The sequence below is a fragment of the Streptomyces sp. NPDC097640 genome (genome assembly GCF_040302705.1).
Lineage (GTDB): Bacteria > Actinomycetota > Actinomycetes > Streptomycetales > Streptomycetaceae > Streptomyces.
The window spans coordinates 37,117-52,594 of the sequence record NZ_JBEOSB010000008.1; the positions used below are offsets into that span (position 1 = coordinate 37,117).

General features: G+C 70.6%; 12 protein-coding genes. 7 read left to right on the forward strand and 5 right to left on the reverse strand.

Features of this window, described 5'->3' with window-relative positions:
• Positions 1-10: 10 nt before the first annotated feature.
• Positions 11-1,432: a M1 family metallopeptidase gene (locus ABTY62_RS14030; RefSeq protein WP_352129665.1), complete on the reverse strand. Its 1,422-nt coding sequence runs from the start codon at positions 1,430-1,432 to the stop codon at positions 11-13.
• Positions 1,433-1,712: 280 nt separating this feature from the next.
• Between ABTY62_RS14030 and ABTY62_RS14035 the strand changes: the two genes are divergently transcribed.
• The 6 genes from ABTY62_RS14035 (at position 1,713) to ABTY62_RS14060 (ending at position 9,025) form a co-directional block, all read left to right on the forward strand.
• Entirely contained in the window at positions 1,713-2,465 is a 753-nt protein-coding gene (locus tag ABTY62_RS14035; protein WP_352129666.1) for a GntR family transcriptional regulator, read from the forward strand.
• Between the two features lie 464 nt (positions 2,466-2,929).
• Positions 2,930-4,609, forward strand: coding sequence for an APC family permease (locus tag ABTY62_RS14040; protein WP_352129667.1), 1,680 nt, complete (start codon positions 2,930-2,932; stop codon positions 4,607-4,609).
• Between the two features lie 220 nt (positions 4,610-4,829).
• Positions 4,830-5,015: an SPOR domain-containing protein gene (locus ABTY62_RS14045; protein ID WP_352129668.1), complete on the forward strand. Its 186-nt coding sequence runs from the start codon at positions 4,830-4,832 to the stop codon at positions 5,013-5,015.
• 59 nt (positions 5,016-5,074) lie between these two features.
• Positions 5,075-5,467 (forward strand): (deoxy)nucleoside triphosphate pyrophosphohydrolase, encoded by a 393-nt coding sequence (locus ABTY62_RS14050; RefSeq protein WP_352129669.1) that lies wholly within the window; start codon positions 5,075-5,077, stop codon positions 5,465-5,467.
• Between the two features lie 137 nt (positions 5,468-5,604).
• A complete protein-coding gene (locus tag ABTY62_RS14055) occupies positions 5,605-6,060 on the forward strand; it encodes an ATP-binding protein (protein ID WP_352129670.1) in 456 nt (151 codons plus the stop codon).
• Between the two features lie 169 nt (positions 6,061-6,229).
• Positions 6,230-9,025 carry a SpoIIE family protein phosphatase gene (locus tag ABTY62_RS14060; protein ID WP_352129671.1) on the forward strand — a complete coding sequence of 932 codons (2,796 nt, stop codon included), beginning with the start codon at positions 6,230-6,232 and terminating at the stop codon, positions 9,023-9,025.
• A gap of 39 nt (positions 9,026-9,064) precedes the next feature.
• Here ABTY62_RS14060 and ABTY62_RS14065 read toward each other — a convergent pair whose 3' ends face one another.
• The 4 genes from ABTY62_RS14065 to ABTY62_RS14080 form a co-directional block, all read right to left on the reverse strand.
• Positions 9,065-9,838, reverse strand: a complete 774-nt coding sequence (locus ABTY62_RS14065; RefSeq protein WP_352129672.1) for a succinate dehydrogenase/fumarate reductase iron-sulfur subunit — start codon at positions 9,836-9,838, stop codon at positions 9,065-9,067.
• Positions 9,835-11,787 carry a fumarate reductase/succinate dehydrogenase flavoprotein subunit gene (locus ABTY62_RS14070; RefSeq protein WP_352129673.1) on the reverse strand — a complete coding sequence of 651 codons (1,953 nt, stop codon included), beginning with the start codon at positions 11,785-11,787 and terminating at the stop codon, positions 9,835-9,837. Before ABTY62_RS14070 ends, ABTY62_RS14065 begins: the two co-directional genes overlap by 4 nt.
• Before the next feature lie 17 nt (positions 11,788-11,804).
• Positions 11,805-12,623: a succinate dehydrogenase subunit SdhC gene (gene sdhC / locus ABTY62_RS14075; protein ID WP_352129674.1), complete on the reverse strand. Its 819-nt coding sequence runs from the start codon at positions 12,621-12,623 to the stop codon at positions 11,805-11,807.
• Between the two features lie 141 nt (positions 12,624-12,764).
• A complete protein-coding gene (locus ABTY62_RS14080; RefSeq protein ID WP_311727578.1) occupies positions 12,765-13,049 on the reverse strand; it encodes an Rv0250c family protein in 285 nt (94 codons plus the stop codon).
• 321 nt (positions 13,050-13,370) lie between these two features.
• Here ABTY62_RS14080 and ABTY62_RS14085 point away from each other — a divergent pair, with 321 nt between their 5' ends.
• The gene (locus ABTY62_RS14085; protein WP_352129675.1) at positions 13,371-15,416 is read left to right on the forward strand and encodes an ABC transporter family substrate-binding protein; all 2,046 of its coding nucleotides are present in this window, start codon (positions 13,371-13,373) and stop codon (positions 15,414-15,416) included.
• Positions 15,417-15,478 lie beyond the last annotated feature (62 nt).

Sequence of the window (15,478 nt, forward strand, 5' to 3'; positions counted from 1 at the left end):
GCTGAGCGCGTCACGGCTTCTTCGGCTTGCCGTCCCCGTACAGCCAGACGTCGAAGAGGTCCTGGAGGTCCTTGCCGGACTTCTTCTCGCACAGCGCGATGAACTGCGCGGTGTCGGCGTTGCCGTGGCGGTGGTCGCGGGTCCAGGCGCGCACGATGGCGAAGAAGGTCTTGTCGCCGACGGTCTCGCGCACCTTGTGCAGCACCATCGCCCCGCGTCCGTAGACGGGCGGGTCCGAGACCCGGCCGGCGCTGGGCGGGGAGGCGGGCGGGAAGTCCCAGATGCCCTCGCTCTCGTCGTCCGTGCCGTCGTAGAAGTCGTCGAAGATCTCCTGGGCGCTGCGGCCGTTGTGGTCCTCCTCCCACAGCCACTCGGCGTAGGTGGCGAACCCTTCGTTGAGCCACATGTCCTTCCAGGTCCGGGGCGTGACGGAGTTGCCGAACCACTGGTGGGCGAGCTCGTGCACGATGAGCGGCTCGCTCGGCGGGGAGGGGTAGAGCGGCTTGGTCTGGGTCTCCAGGGCGTAGCCGAGGTCGGGTACGTCGGCGACGATCGCGCCGGTGGAGGAGAAGGGGTAGCGGCCGAAGGTCCGGCTCTCCCAGTCGATGACCTCGGTGACCTGGTCGGGGACTTCGGCGGCGCGGTCGGACAGCTCGGGGTCGATGGCGACGTACTGGGGGAGCGTGCCGTCGGTGGTCGTGGTGTGGATGTCGAAGTCGTCGATGGCGACGGTGGCCAGATAGCTCGCCATGGGCTCGTCGGTGCGCCAGTGGAAGGTGGTGCGGTCGTGGTTCTCGCTCCGGCGGGTCAACTCGCCGTTGGAGACGGCGGTGTAGCCCTGGGGGACGGTGATGGTGATGTCGTACGCGGCCTTGTCGGAGGGGTGGTGGTTGCCCGGGAACCAGGCCATGGAGCCGGTGGGCTCGCCGACCGCCAACGCCCCGTCGGCCGTCTTGATCCATCCCTCTTCCGAGCCGTCGGGGTCCTTGATGGTCCTGGGCTTGCCGTCGTAGACGACCGTGGTCTTGAAGGCGCGGCCCTTGGGGAGGGCGGCGGCGGGGGTGAGCGTCAGCTCGGTGCCGGAGCGCGCGGTCCTGGCGGGCTTGCCGTCGACCCTGGCCTCGCGGACCCGCAGCCCGGTGAGGTCCAGGTGGAAGGAGGTCAGGGCGCGGGTGGTGCGGGCGCTGATCTCGGCGGTGCCCTTGAGACGGCCGGAGTCGGGGGCGTAGTCGAGGGTGAGGCGGTAACGGGTCACGTCGTAGCCGCCGTTGCCGAGCTTCGGGAAGAGCGGATCGCCGACGCCGGCGGCGCCGGGCTTCGCCCCGGGGACGTCGTCGGCGGTGTCCCGGGCTCCCGAGCCGCCGGTGCAGGCGGCGCACAGCAGCAGGGCGAGGGCGGCGGGCAGTGGCCGCGGGGAGGGACGGGTGCGCACGGCGGGGCTCCTGAGGGACTGGCGGATAAAACCTTTAACGGCACTGAACAACACTGAACAGCACTGAGCGCCGGGCGGACGGCGGTGTACGGGAGGTGTACGGCGGTGTGCGGAGATGTTTCGGGCGTTGATCGCCATTGATAGCGGCCTTATGCGCCGTTGTCGAAGTAAACGTCTCTGAGCTGCGGTTCACCACTTCTGGTGAAGCTCTGGCCTGTAGTTGCGTACGACAACCCTCGGTTGCGAAGCTGTTGCCGACTGTCAACCACTGGGAGCGCACGTGGCCTTTGGTGACCAGCCCGCATACCTCCGCGTCGCCGACGACCTCCGGAAGAAGATCACCACCGGCGAGCTGCCACCGCATACCCGTCTCCCCTCCCAGGCCCGGATCCGCCAGGAGTACGGGGTCTCCGACACCGTCGCCCTCGAGGCGCGCAAGGTGCTGATGGCCGAGGGTCTGGTCGAGGGGCGCTCCGGCTCGGGTACCTATGTCCGCGCGCTTCCCGTCCCGCGCCGGCTGATCCGCACCGGCTACCACGACCGCGGCAGGTCCAACCCGTTCCGCCAGGAGCAGGCCGACGACCGGATCATCGGCACCTGGGAGTCGAGCAGCGAGCGGGAGGAGGCCGGGCGCGAGACCGCCCGGCGGCTGGGCATCGCGCCCGGCGAGCGCGTCATGCGCACCCGCTATGTGTTCCGCGCCGCGGGGGACGCGGTGATGATCTCCACGTCCTGGGAGCCGCTCGCCGTCACCGGCCGTTCGCCCGTGATGCTGCCCGAGGAGGGGCCGCTGGCCGGGCGCGGCGTGGTCGAGCGGATGGCGGCCATCGACCTGGTGGTGGACAACGTGACGGAGGAGGTCTCCGCGCGGCCCGGCCGGGCGGAGGAGGTGCTGACGCTGGGCGGGGTGCCGGGCCATGCCGTCCTCGTCATCTCGCGTACGTATTTCGCGGGCGGCCGCCCCGTCGAGACGGCCGATGTGGTGGTGCTGGCCGAGCGGTACCGCGTCGCATACCACCTCCCGGTGAAGTGAGCGGAAACATTCCTCAACTCCAGTTATCGGATAAGGGTTTGAGCTGAATTTGAGCTCGGTGGAATTTGAGGTAGATTTGAGGTCCGTGGCTGCTGCATGAAAAGCGGCACATCGTACGCAACTCGCGTCACTCAGCCATCCGGGCCCATTCGCGGTATCTGTGCACGAACATTGAGGAAGGGTCGTCGCTTCCTCGGTGGGTTATAGGCGATTGCGGGCGGGATCAATAAGTCCCGTGCCCGGCCGGTAAAGATCCCGCGAAGGGTCCACCAAACCCCCCTTGACTTATGCTTCTCATGGATTTTACCAGTGATTGACCTGCGTTGATGCGGTAAAGAGCGCATCCGTGAGGGGTGGACCTCAAACTCAGCTCAAACCCGCGAAGAACCCCTTCAATTCGCTTGTACGATGACGCGCGTTTGCATCAGGTACAGCTATCGGGGACGAAGGGAGTGTCAGGGACGTTGAGCAATGAACAAGGTTCCCACTCGCATTACAAAAGGTCGCTCGGAACGGTGTCGCTCACCGCGGTCGGCCTCGGTTCCATCATTGGCTCCGGCTGGCTCTTCGGTGCCGAGCGAGCCGCGTCGCTGGCCGGCCCCGCCGCAATTCTCGCGTGGGTGATCGGTGCCGCGGTGGCACTGACCATCGCGCTGACCTACTCCGAACTCGGCTCGATGTTCCCCAAGGCCGGCGGCATGGTCCGGTACGGGCAGTACTCGCACGGCTCGCTCGCCGGCTATCTGGCCGCCTGGGCCAACTGGATCGCCATCGTCTCGGTGATCCCGGGTGAGGCCACGGCCTCCATCCAGTACATGAGCTCCTGGGACTTCGGCTGGGCGAAGCACCTGTACGACGGGAAGGAGCTGACCGGCACCGGCGTCATCCTCGCCTCCGTCCTGCTGGTCTTCTACTTCTTCCTCAACTGGTTCGCGATCACCCTCTTCGCGAAGACCAACACCGCGATCACCGTCTTCAAGCTGGTCGTCCCGGCGCTGACCGCGGGCGCTCTGCTGCTGGCCCACTTCGACAGTGGCAACATCAGCGGCAACGGCGGCTTCACCCCCAACGGCTGGAGCTCGGTGTTCACCGCCGTCGCGGTCTCCGGCATCGTCTGGGCGTACAACGGCTTCCAGTCCCCGCTCAACATGGCGGGCGAGGCGCGCAACCCCGGCAAGTCCCTGCCCAAGGCCGTCATCAGCTCCATCCTCATCTCGCTGGTGATCTACGTCGCCCTCCAGGTCGCCTTCCTGGGCGCGGTCCCGGCCGCCGACCTGTCGCACGGCGGCTGGTCGAGCCTGTCCTTCAACTCCCCGCTCGCCGACCTGGCCACCGCCTGGGGCCTGAACTGGCTGGCGCTGCTGCTGTACGCGGACGCATTCATCTCCCCGTCCGGCACCGGCATGATCTACGCGGCCACCACCTCCCGCATGATCCACGGTGTGCAGGAGAACGGTCATCTGCCCAAGATCTTCGGCAAGGTCGACCCCAAGACCGGCATCCCGCGCCCGGCGCTGGTGCTCAACCTGGTGATCGCGTTCGCGTTCCTCGCGGTCTTCCGCGGCTGGGGCTCGCTCGCCGAGATCGTCTCCGTCGCGACCGTCATCTCGTACATCACCGGCCCGGTGGCCGTGATGTCGCTGCGCCGCCTCTCCCCGGACCTGCCGCGCCCGGTGAAGCTGCGCGCGATGCCGATCATCGCGCCGATCGCGATGGTCTTCGGCTCGCTCGTCCTCTACTGGGCCCGCTGGCCGCTGACCGGCAAGGTCATCTTCATCATGGCCATCGGTCTGCCGATCTGGGCCTGGTACGAGCTGCGCAAGCCGTGGGCCGAGCTGAAGCCGCATCTGCTGGCGGGCGCCTGGATGGTGGCGTACCTGCTGGTCATGGCGCTGGTCTCGTGGGCCGGCGGTAAGGACTACGGTGGTCGCGGCTATCTGCCCGAGGGCTGGGACCTGGTGATCGTGGCCGTGATCGGTCTGTTCTTCTACGGCTGGGGCGTGACCAGCGCATGGCGCAACCCGTCCCTGGTGCAGGCCGAGCAGGAGCTGGCCGCCGAGGCCGAGGCCGCGAACGCGGAGGGCACCGACGGCGCGGGCGAGGCGGGCGACGACCGTCGCGAGAAGGCCGCCGCGGGCGTCTGACACGATGCGGTCCGGACGAGAGTGTCGCCTCGGCGAGGCGACACCTCGACCGGCCACACCGCCGATGACCGGCCGCGTGGCCGGATGAGTACCTCGTTGTAAGAAGGCGTATCCGGTGCGTGAAGGTTGGGCGTAGGCTCGGGCATATGCGGATCGGGAATTCCTTACCGGAGTCACGGAGGCGTGCGTGGGGGCGCGCCAGATTGGAGGGGGCGGACCGATGAGTGACACCAATGCCGTCCTGCCATGGCTCGTCATCCGCCAGGACGACAACGGCAATCGCTATCGCGTCGGCCGTTACGCCACCAAGACCGAGGCCCAGGAAGTGGCCGACCGGCTCGATTCGCGGACCGAGGAGCGGCTCTACGTCGTCGAGCGGACCGAGGCCTCCCGCCAGGTCCGCTGAGCCGTCCCGCTCCCCCTGTACGCCTCCCCCCGCGCCTTTGCTCCCGTAGGGTGCGGCGCATGACGGTGCGCGTGGTGGTGGGCGGAGCGGTGTTCGACCAGGGGCGGCTGCTGGCCGCGCGGCGCAGCGCCCCGCCCGAGCTCGCCGGCCGCTGGGAGCTGCCCGGCGGCAAGGCCGAGCCGGGCGAGACCCCGCAGCAGACCCTGGTCCGGGAGCTGCGTGAGGAGCTGGGCGTCGAGGTACGGCCGCTGGAGCGGCTGCCCGGCGAGTGGACCCTGAAGCCGGGGTACGTCCTCCAGGTGTGGACCGCGGAGCTGTGCTCCGGCGAGCCGCGCCCGCTGGAGGACCACGATGAGCTGCGCTGGCTCCCGCCCGACCGCGTGAACGAGGTCGACTGGCTGGACGAGGACCGCCCGGCGGTGGCCGAGGCGATCCGCCGGCTGCGCGGCTGAGGACTTTCCCCCAGCCACCCCACCCCGCCCCTTCCCGCGGTCGCGGAAGCCTTCAGAGCGGTGACGGTACCGGGCCCGGATATCGGGTATGTACTGATTAACCTCCCTGAATCCGCACATTCCGGCGGGGATTGCACATGTCGGGGGAAGTGATCGGCGTGACGGACAGCTCAGGAGCGCCCGGCTCCGGGTCCGGCGGGCTCGGCTTCGTCGAGTGGGTCTTCCCCGCCGACCCCGTGGCCGTGCGGACGGTCCGCTCCCGGGTGCGCCAGGCGCTGGACGGCTGGGGTCTGACGCCGCTCGGTGATGTGACAATGTTGCTGGTGAGCGAGTTGGTCACCAATGCGCTGCGGCATGCCAGCGGTCCGATCGGCGTTCGTATGTACGCCCTTCGCGAACGCGCCGCGGCCGACCCGGTCCTGCTGGTCGAGGTCTCCGACCCGCTCGCCGACCCGCCGCGCGAGCGCGTGGCCGCCCTGGAGGATGAGGGTGGCCGCGGTCTCCAGTTGGTGGCTCGCAGCGCGCTGCGCTGGGGCTCCCGGCGGGACGGCGCTGGGAAAACGGTGTGGTTCGAGCTGGCTCTGCCCGGTTAAGAGTGTGAGAGAGCACTGATCTTGAGCGCTTGTCAAAAAGCCGGGACGGAACCTGAACGCGGGCTGAGATAGTGCTGTGATCGTGAAGACCGTACTCCGGATGGCCGAGGTGCTGGATACTCGCTATCTGAGAGCCGGTCGGAGCACCTGAGCCGGAGGGGACGGGCGCATGAGCGAGAAGCCAGCGGGGGCGGACATCCCCGAGGAGGCGGTTGGTTCGCAGATGTCGCCGGATTCGCGTACATCCTCATCGTCGGATTCGTCCGCCTCGCGCGCGAAGCCCTCTTCATCTCTTGTGCCCGTTCCATCCCGGTTGCCAGCACTGTCATCCAGTTCGCACGAACCCTCCCTTTCGTCCGCTCCGACGGTGTGGCAGAGCAGCCCGCCCGGCTCGATCTACGACTACATCCGGGTCGCCTCGTTCTCGCTGGGGCCCGACGGCCGGATCGCGCAGTGGAGCGGGCGCGCCACCGAGCTCCTCGGGCTGACCGCCGAACAGGCCATCGGCAAGGACCCGGTGGAGGCGTTCGTGCCGCCGGAGCTGCACGAGGCCAGCCGCCGCACGGTCGCGGACATCCTCGACGGCAGAGAGTGGACGGGGCTCGTCCCGTATCACAACCCCCGGGCGCCCCACGGGCATGGCATCGCCGAGGTCTATGTGATGCCGGCGGAGACCGAGCACGGTGAGCGCTCCGCCCTGTGCATCGCCGTGGATGTGACGGCCCTGCGCGGGCTGGAGACCGACCTCGCCGCCTCGCAGGCCGTTTTCGGTCAATCTCCGCTCGGTTTCTTTCTCTTCGGTACCGATCTGCGCATGCTCCGCGTCAATGAGCGGTTTGCGACGGTTTTCGGCCGCCCCGCCGAGTCGTACCGCGGCGCCTCCGCGTACGACCTGCTGCCGCGCGGCGAGGCCGACCGGCTCGCCGCCGCCCTGCGCCAGGTGCTCGACAGCGGGCAGTCGCTGACCGACATGCCCATCGTGGGCACCGTGCCCGGCAACCCCGAGCGGCGCCGCTGGTCGGTCTCGCTGTACCGGCTGCACAGCGGCTCGGGCCGCCCCATCGGCGTGGCCGGTCTCGCCACCGATGTGACCGGCCGCCGCCGCGCCGAGCAGGAGGCCGCGGGCGTACGCCGCAACCTGGCACTGCTGAACGAGGCCGGGGCCCGAATAGGCACCTCCCTCGACCTGGAGACCACCGCGCGCGAGCTGCTGGACGTGGCCGTACCGCAGTTCTGCGACCTGGCCTCCGTCGACCTCTACCAGGGGCTGCTCTCCGGCGACGAGACCCCGCCCGGGCTGGCCGACGGCAGCGCCGAGTTGCGCCGCGTCGCCTTCGCCAGCGCCGTCTCGGACGGCCCGGTCGCCTTCGGCGACAGCTACCGCGCAGGTAGCGACGGAGAGGGCGGGGCCACCGAGCCCGTCCAGGTCGGCGAGGTGCACCGCTACCCCTTCAACTCGCCCTGCGCCGTGGCCCTGCGCACCGCCCGGGCCCGCGTCGTCCCCGGCCGCGACAGCGCCGAGAGCCTCGAACTGGGCACGATGCTCCAGTCCACCCTGGTGGTGCCGATGGTCGCGCGCGACACGATCGTCGGCCTCGCCCAGTTCTCCCGCACCAAGGGCAGCGAGCCCTTCGGCGAGCGGGACACCGCCCTCGCCGTGGAACTCGCCGCCCGCGCCGCCGTCTCCATCGACAACGCCCGCCTCTACCGCAGGGAGCACGAGCGCGCGCTGATACTTCAGCGCAGCCTGCTGCCGCCCGGCGACCCCGAGGCCGCCGGGCTCGACATCGCCTGCCGCTATCTGCCGGGCAACGCGGCGACCGAGGTGGGCGGCGACTGGTTCGACGTCATCGAACTGCCCGGACACCGCACGGCCCTGGTGGTCGGCGATGTGATGGGCCGCGGCCTGCGCGCCGCCGTCGCCATGGGCGAGCTGCGCACCGCCGTACGGACGCTGGCGCTGCTCGACCTGGAGCCCGCCGAGGTCCTCTCCGCGCTCGACGAGATCGCCCGCGGGCTCGGCGCGCCCGGCGGCTCGCAGGGCGGCGGGCGGTCCGGCTCGCGCGCCCGCGGCGGCAGAGCCGCCGACGGCTCCTCCGACCTCGCGGGCCTGGCCGAGGTCTACCTCGCCACCTGCGTCTACGCGGTGTACGACCCGGTCACCCGCCGCTGTACCTTCGCCAACGCCGGCCACCCGCCCCCCGTCCTCGTCGAACCGGGCGAGTCCGCCCTGCTGATGGACGTACCGCCCGGCATGCCGCTCGGCGTCGGCGGCGAGCCGTTCGAGGAGATCGAGGTCGAACTCCCCGACGGCGCGCTGCTCGCGCTCTACACCGACGGCCTGGTCGAGTCCCGCGACCACTCGCTGGACGAGGGCCTCCAGGCCCTGCGCGCGTCCCTGGACATCCCTGCCGGCTCGGACGGGGCAAAGGCCGTGGCGGGCTCCCTGGAGGACGTCTGCGACCACGTTCTGTCCACCCTGGACACCCACCACGGCGAGGACGACATCGCCCTCCTCATGGCCAGGATGCAGGGCCTGTCGGCGGAGTCGGTCGGCGACTGGCAGCTGCCCAGCGAGCCCAAGTCGGTCGGCCGCGCCCGGGAACTGGCCCGGGAGCAGCTGGAGTCCTGGGGCATGGACGACCTGGTGGACACCACTGAGCTGCTGGTGAGCGAGCTGGTCACCAACGCCCTGCGGTACGGCGAGGGCGAGATCCGGCTGCGCCTGCTGCTGGACCGCACGCTGGTCTGCGAGGTCTGGGACGGCGGCCTGGTCCAGCCCCGGCGCCGGCGCGCCCGCGACACCGACGAGGGCGGGCGCGGACTCCAGCTGGTCGGCCTGCTCAGCGCCGGCTGGGGCAGCCGGCGCACCCCGCACGGCAAGACGGTCTGGTTCGAGCTGGCGCTGCCGAACGGGCAGTCGTCCACCCCGGACTCGGTCGAGGCGCTGCTCAGCATGTGGTGACGGGCCGGGCCGCAGGCGGCCCGGCCCCTCCGCAAACGGTCAGGACGACTCGCGGCGGCGGATCTTGTTGCCCAGCCACACCAGCGGGTCGTACTTGCGGTCCACCGTCCGCTCCTTGAGCGGGATCAGCGCATTGTCCGTGATCTTGATCCCCTCGGGGCAGACCTCGGTGCAGCACTTGGTGATGTTGCAGTAGCCCAGGCCGTGCTCCTCCTGGGCCGCGCGCTTGCGGTCGAGCCCGGTCTCGGCCGCCGCGTCCAGCGGGTGCATGTCCAGCTCGGCGACGCGCATCAGGAACCGGGGCCCGGCGAAGGCCTCCTTGTTCTCCTCGAAGTCGCGCACCACATGGCAGGTGTCCTGGCACAGGAAGCACTCGATGCACTTGCGGAACTCCTGGGACCGCTCCACGTCCTCCTGCCACATCCGGTACTCGCCCGGTCCCAGGTCCTCGGGCGGCACGAAGGACGGCACCTCGCGCGCCTTGGCGTAGTTGAACGACACATCCGTCACCAGGTCCCGGATGACCGGGAAGGCCCGCAGCGGGGTGATGGTGAGCGTCTCGTCGCGGCCGAAAACCGACATCCGGGTCATGCACAGCAGCCGGGGCCGGCCGTTGATCTCGGCGCTACAGGAGCCGCACTTGCCCGCCTTGCAGTTCCAGCGGACCGCCAGGTCCGGGGCCTGGGTCGCCTGGATGCGGTGGACGATGTCCAGAACGACCTCCCCCTCATTGACCTCGACGTGGAAGTCCTTCAGACCGCCGCCTTCCACGTCGCCCCGCCACACCTTGAAGTGGGCCTCGTACGCCGTCACTGGGTGAGCTCCTCGTCCGTCAGGTACTTCGCCAGCTCGTCCTTCTCGAACAGGCCCAGCAGATCGGGGCGGATGGGCGGGGTGCTGCGCCGCTCCAGCCGGATCTGCCCCTGCCGCGCGTCCGGTGCCGCCAGCCCGCCCGAGGGGTCGGAGAGCCGGCAGACCAGGTTGACCGGCCGCCACTCGCGGTCCATCTCCGGATAGTCGTCGCGGGTGTGCCCGCCGCGGCTCTCGGTCCGCTCCAGCGCGGCGCGCGCCACGCACTCGCTGACCAGCAGCATGTTGCGCAGGTCGATGGCCAGGTGCCAGCCGGGGTTGAACTGCCGGTGCCCCTCCACTCCGGCGCGCCGCGCCCGCACCCGCAGATTGGCCAGGCGGTGCAGCGCCTCCTGCATCTCGCCGGCCTTCCTGATGATGCCCACCAGGTCGTTCATGGTCTGCTGGAGCTCCTGGTGGAGCGAGTACGGATTCTCGGCCGGGCCGCTGGAGAGCTGCGGATCGCCGCCCTCGGCGCTGAACGGGCGCAGCGCCTCGGCCGCGGCCAGGTCGATCTGCGCTTCGTCCGGCTCCGGCCGCTGCTCGGCCGCGGCCGCCTCCTCCGCGTACCGGGCCGCGTGCAGCCCCGCGCGCCGGCCGAAGACCAGCAGGTCGGAGAGGGAGTTGCCGCCCAGCCGGTTGGAGCCGTGCATCCCGCCCGCGACCTCGCCCGCGGCGAACAGGCCGGGTACGCCGGTGGCGGCCGTGGTGTCCGGGTCGACGTCCACGCCGCCCATCACGTAGTGGCAGGTCGGGCCGACCTCCATGGGCTCGGCGGTGATGTCGACGTCCGCCAGCTCCTTGAACTGGTGGTGCATGGAGGGCAGCCGCCGCTTGATGACCTCGGCGGGCATCCGGGTGGAGACATCGAGGAAGACCCCGCCGTGCGGGGAGCCCCGGCCCGCCTTGACCTCGGAGTTGATGGCGCGGGCGACCTCGTCGCGGGGGAGCAGCTCGGGCGGGCGGCGGTTGTGGTCCGGGTCCTCGTACCAGCGGTCGCCCTCGTCCTCGGTCTGGGCGTACTTCTCCTTGAACACATCCGGGATGTAGTCGAACATGAAGCGCTTGCCCTCGCTGTTGCGCAGCACCCCGCCGTCGCCGCGCACCGACTCGGTCACCAGGATGCCCTTGACCGAGGGCGGCCAGACCATGCCGGTCGGGTGGAACTGCACGAACTCCATGTTGACCAGCGGCGCCCCGGCCAGCAGCGCCAGCGCGTGGCCGTCTCCGGTGTACTCCCAGGAGTTGGAGGTCACCTTGAAGGACTTGCCGATGCCGCCGGTGGCCAGCACCACCGCGGGGGCCTCGATGAGGAAGAAGCGGCCGGACTCGCGCTCGTAGCCGAAGACCCCGGCGACCCGCTCGCCCGCCTCGTCCTTGAGGACGCGGGTGACCGTGCACTCCTGGAAGACCTTCAGCCGCGCCTCGTAGTCGCCGAACTCGGCCTTGTCCTCCTGCTGGAGGGAGACGATCTTCTGCTGGAGGGTGCGGATCAGCTCCAGGCCGGTGCGGTCCCCGACATGGGCGAGGCGGGGGTACTCATGGCCGCCGAAGTTCCGCTGGGAGATCTTGCCGTCGGAGGTGCGGTCGAAGAGCGCGCCCCAGGTCTCCAGCTCCCAGACCCGGTCCGGCGCCTCCTGCGCGTGCAGCTCCGCCATCCGCCAGTGGTTGAGGAACTTCCCGCCGCGCATGGTGTCCCGGAAGTGCACCTGCCAGTTGTCGCCCTCGTTGACATTGCCCATGCTGGCGGCGATGCCGCCCTCGGCCATCACGGTGTGGGCCTTGCCGAAGAGCGACTTGCAGATGACGGCGCACCGCTTGCCCTGCTCGCGCGCCTCGATCGCGGCCCGCAGCCCGGCGCCGCCGGCGCCGACCACGACCACGTCCCACGACTGCCGTTCGACTTGCGTCATGTTGTTGGGCACCTCTCCTAGAAAAAGCGCGGGTCGTCGAAGGCGCCGCTCGCGAGCAGATAGACATAGAAGTCGGCCACGGCCACGCTCACCAGCGACGCCCAGGCCAGCTGCATATGGCGCGCGTTGAGCTTGCTGACCCAGCCCCACAGCCGATAGCGCACCGGATGCCGGGAGAAGTGCTTCAGCCGGCCGCCGACGATGTGCCGGCAGGAGTGGCAGGAGATGGTGTACGCCCAGATCAGCGCGATGTTGACGAGCAGCACCAGGGTGCCGAGGCCCATGTGGCCCCACCGGCCGTGCTCGTCACGGAAGCCGAGCACCGTGTCGTAGGTGAGGATCCCGGCGACGATCACCGCGAAGTAGAAGAAGTAGCGGTGGATGTTCTGGAGGATCAGCGGGAAGCGGGTCTCGCCGGTGTACTTGGCGCGGGGCTCGGGGACCGCGCAGGCCGGGGGCGAGGCCCAGAAGCCCCGGTAGTAGGCCTTGCGGTAGTAGTAGCAGGTCAGCCGGAAGCCCAGCGGGAAGATCAGGATCAGCAGGGCGGGGGACAGGCCCCACCACGCGCCGAAGATCTCCCAGTTCGCGCCGCCCTTCATGGGCACGCAGTTCTGCGCGATACAGGGCGAGTAGAAGGGCGAGACGTACGGCTCGGCGTAGTAGTCGTCTCCGGAGAAGGCCCGCCAGGTCGAGTAGACGATGAAGGCGAACAGCCCGGCGGCGGTGGCCGCGGGCGCGAGCCACCAGCGGTCGGTTCGCAGATGGCGGGCCGGGACGGCGGCTCGCGAGGGCGTGTGTACGCCGTGCGGGGCCCGGGGGTCGGTGCCTGTGGCCAAAGGGAACTCCGTGTGGAGTGTGTGCGGGCGGGATGGGATGGCGGGGCGGCGCTCACGCGGTGTGGGCGGCGGGACGGTGGGCGTAGGCGCCCGCCCGGCGGGTCACCTCGCGTCGCGCACCGGTCACACAGCGTACGCGCCTCAGGGTGCGTGATGGTCGCGTACGCCGAGTCCCTCGTCGTCGACGTCCAACCAGAGCGCACTGTTGTACGGCGCGTCGGGAACCAGCACCATCTCGGGGCGCGACCGCTCGCCGGGGGCGGACTCGCGGAGCAGGGCGAGGCTCTCGCGCAGGTGGTCCGCGTCGGTACGGACGCGGCGTATCTCCAGGCCCTGGGTGCCGACCGACTGCTCGAGCCGGGTGACGGAACGGACCAGGTCGTCGAGACAGCGTTGGACGGCCGTCAAGTCGTCGTTCAAGGACATGGCTAGCCCTCACTTCCGCGGTTGCGGTTGGCGACGCTCATGCGACAGCGAGTGTTGCGCGTCATGGTCACGGTTGGGAAGGGATCTGTCGCGATTCGCGGAGCCACCGGGGCGATCGCCCCCTCGCGCGCGGGGGCGTGCGCCCGCCGGATTGACCCGGTCGAGTGATCCTTTCCCCTCCATGGCCGTCTCGGCGTGCTGTTCCCTGAACCGTCGCTTTGAGTGAGGAGTATATGCGATGAGTGTCACAATATGCCAAATGTGCATAATCCCGGCTCACCCGGTCCATCCGGGCGCTCAGGCCCACCGGAGGTACGCGTCATGTCCATCGCCAAGCGCCGCCGCGTCGCGCTGCTCGCCGCGGGAGTGCTGCTGCCGCTGCCCTGGGTGAGCGGATGCAGCTCCAGTGAGGACGACAGCTCGCCCACCGCCGCCCGGCGGGACGTGGCCCCGGTCGCCCGCGACAAGGTGGCCGGCACCGGGACGCTGCGCTGGGCCCTGGACGCGGCACCCGGGACGTTCAACGTCTTCCAGACCAACGCCGACAGCGGCACCCAGCGGATCGCCGGCGCCGTGCTGCCGTCCCTGTTCACCCTGGACGGCCGGGGCAGCCCGCAGCGCAACCCCGACTACCTCGAGGCCGCCGACGTGGTGGACCGCGAGCCCAAGCAGGTCGTGCGCTACAAGCTCAGCCCGAAGGCGGTCTGGACCGACGGGCGCCCGATCGGCGCCGAGGACTTCATCGCCCAGTGGAAGGCGCTGCGCGGCGCGGACGGCGCGTACTGGACGGCCCGCAACGCCGGGTACGACCGCATCGCCAAGGTCGCGCGCGGTGACGGGGAGCACGAGGTCGAGGTCACCTTCGCCAAGCCGTACGCGGACTGGCGCTCGCTGTTCACCCCGCTCTACCCGAAGAGCGTGATGAGCACCGCGGCCGCCTTCAACGACGGCAGGCGCCGGGGCCTGGCGGTCAGCGCCGGCCCGTTCATGATGCGCAGCAACACCGGCGGCACCAAGAACGTCACGCTGGTGCGCAACCCCCGCTGGTGGGGCGATCGGGCCCGGCTCGACAAGCTGGTCTTCAAGACCGTGCCGGCCAAGGAGCGGGCGGCCGCGCTGCTGGCCGGGCAGGTCGATCTGGCCGAGGTCGACCGGGCGACGGCCGAGCGGATCCAGGACGCGGGCGAGACGCCGAGGAAGAAGGACGCGAAGAAGGAGAAGGCGAAGCAGGCCGCGGCCGAGCCCTCGGCCCGGCCCGGAGCGGCCCAGGACCAGCCCCCGCGCGAGGACCCGGCGGACCTGGCGGCGGACGGCCGGGACGCGGCCGACTCGCTGCGCGCCTGGGCCGAGGAGAACGGCTCGAAGAAGGCGCGGGCCGAGGCGGCGGCCCTGCGCAGGTTCACCGTGCGCAAGGCCCTGGAGCCCGCGTACACCCAGCTCGCCCTGAACGGCACCAAGGGCCCGCTCGCCGACGAGCGGGTGCGCCGCGCGGTGGCCCGCGCGATCGACCGCAAGGCCCTCGCACGGCTGGTGCTGGCCCCCGTGGGCCTGCCGGACAAGCCGCTCGGCAACCATCTGCTGATGGCCGGCCAGCAGGGCTACAAGGACCACAGCGGCGCCATCGGCGGCCAGGACACCCACGCCGCCCAGTCCCTGCTCGCCGACGCGGGCTGGCGCGCCGCGTCCGCCTCGGACCGGCGGAAGGCGCTCGGCGCCGGGACGGACGACCAGGGCCGTGACAAGGGTGACAAGGCGCGGGACGGCGGCAGCGGGGCGGGCCCCGACGCGGGCGACGCGGGCCGCTCGGGCAAGGCCGGGCGCGCCGCCGCGGCGGTCGTACGCAAGAACGGCCGGCCGCTGGAGCTGCGCTTCGTGGTGCCGACCGGGTCCGGCACCGCCCCGCTGGGCACGGTCAGCCGGCGCATCGCGCGGATGCTGGAGGCGATCGGCGTGCGCACCCGGATCACCAAGGTCTCGGGCAGCGGCTACTTCAAGGACCACATCGCCTCGGGCGACTACGACCTCGCCCTCTACTCCTGGCCCGCCAGCGCCTACCCCGCCACGGACGGCCGCCCGATCTACGCCAAGCCGCAGCCCGCCACCGACGGCTCGCTGGTCGTCGAGCAGAACTACACCCGGGTCGGCACGGACCAGATCGACCAGCTGTTCGACCAGGCGGTCGCCGAGCTGGACGCCGGCTCCGCCCGGGCCCTGGTCAGCCGCGCGGACGCGCGGATCTGGGCGGCGGCCGGGTCGATCCCGCTCTACCAGCGCCCGCAGCTGGTCGCGGCCGGGAAGAAGGTCGTCAACGCGGGCGCCTTCGGCTTCGCCACCCCGCGCTACCAGGACATCGGCTTCCGGGAGTAACTCTCAGGGCTGGCTCAACTCCCTTGCCGGAGAAGCCAGTCGACATGGATCATGGCACCTGA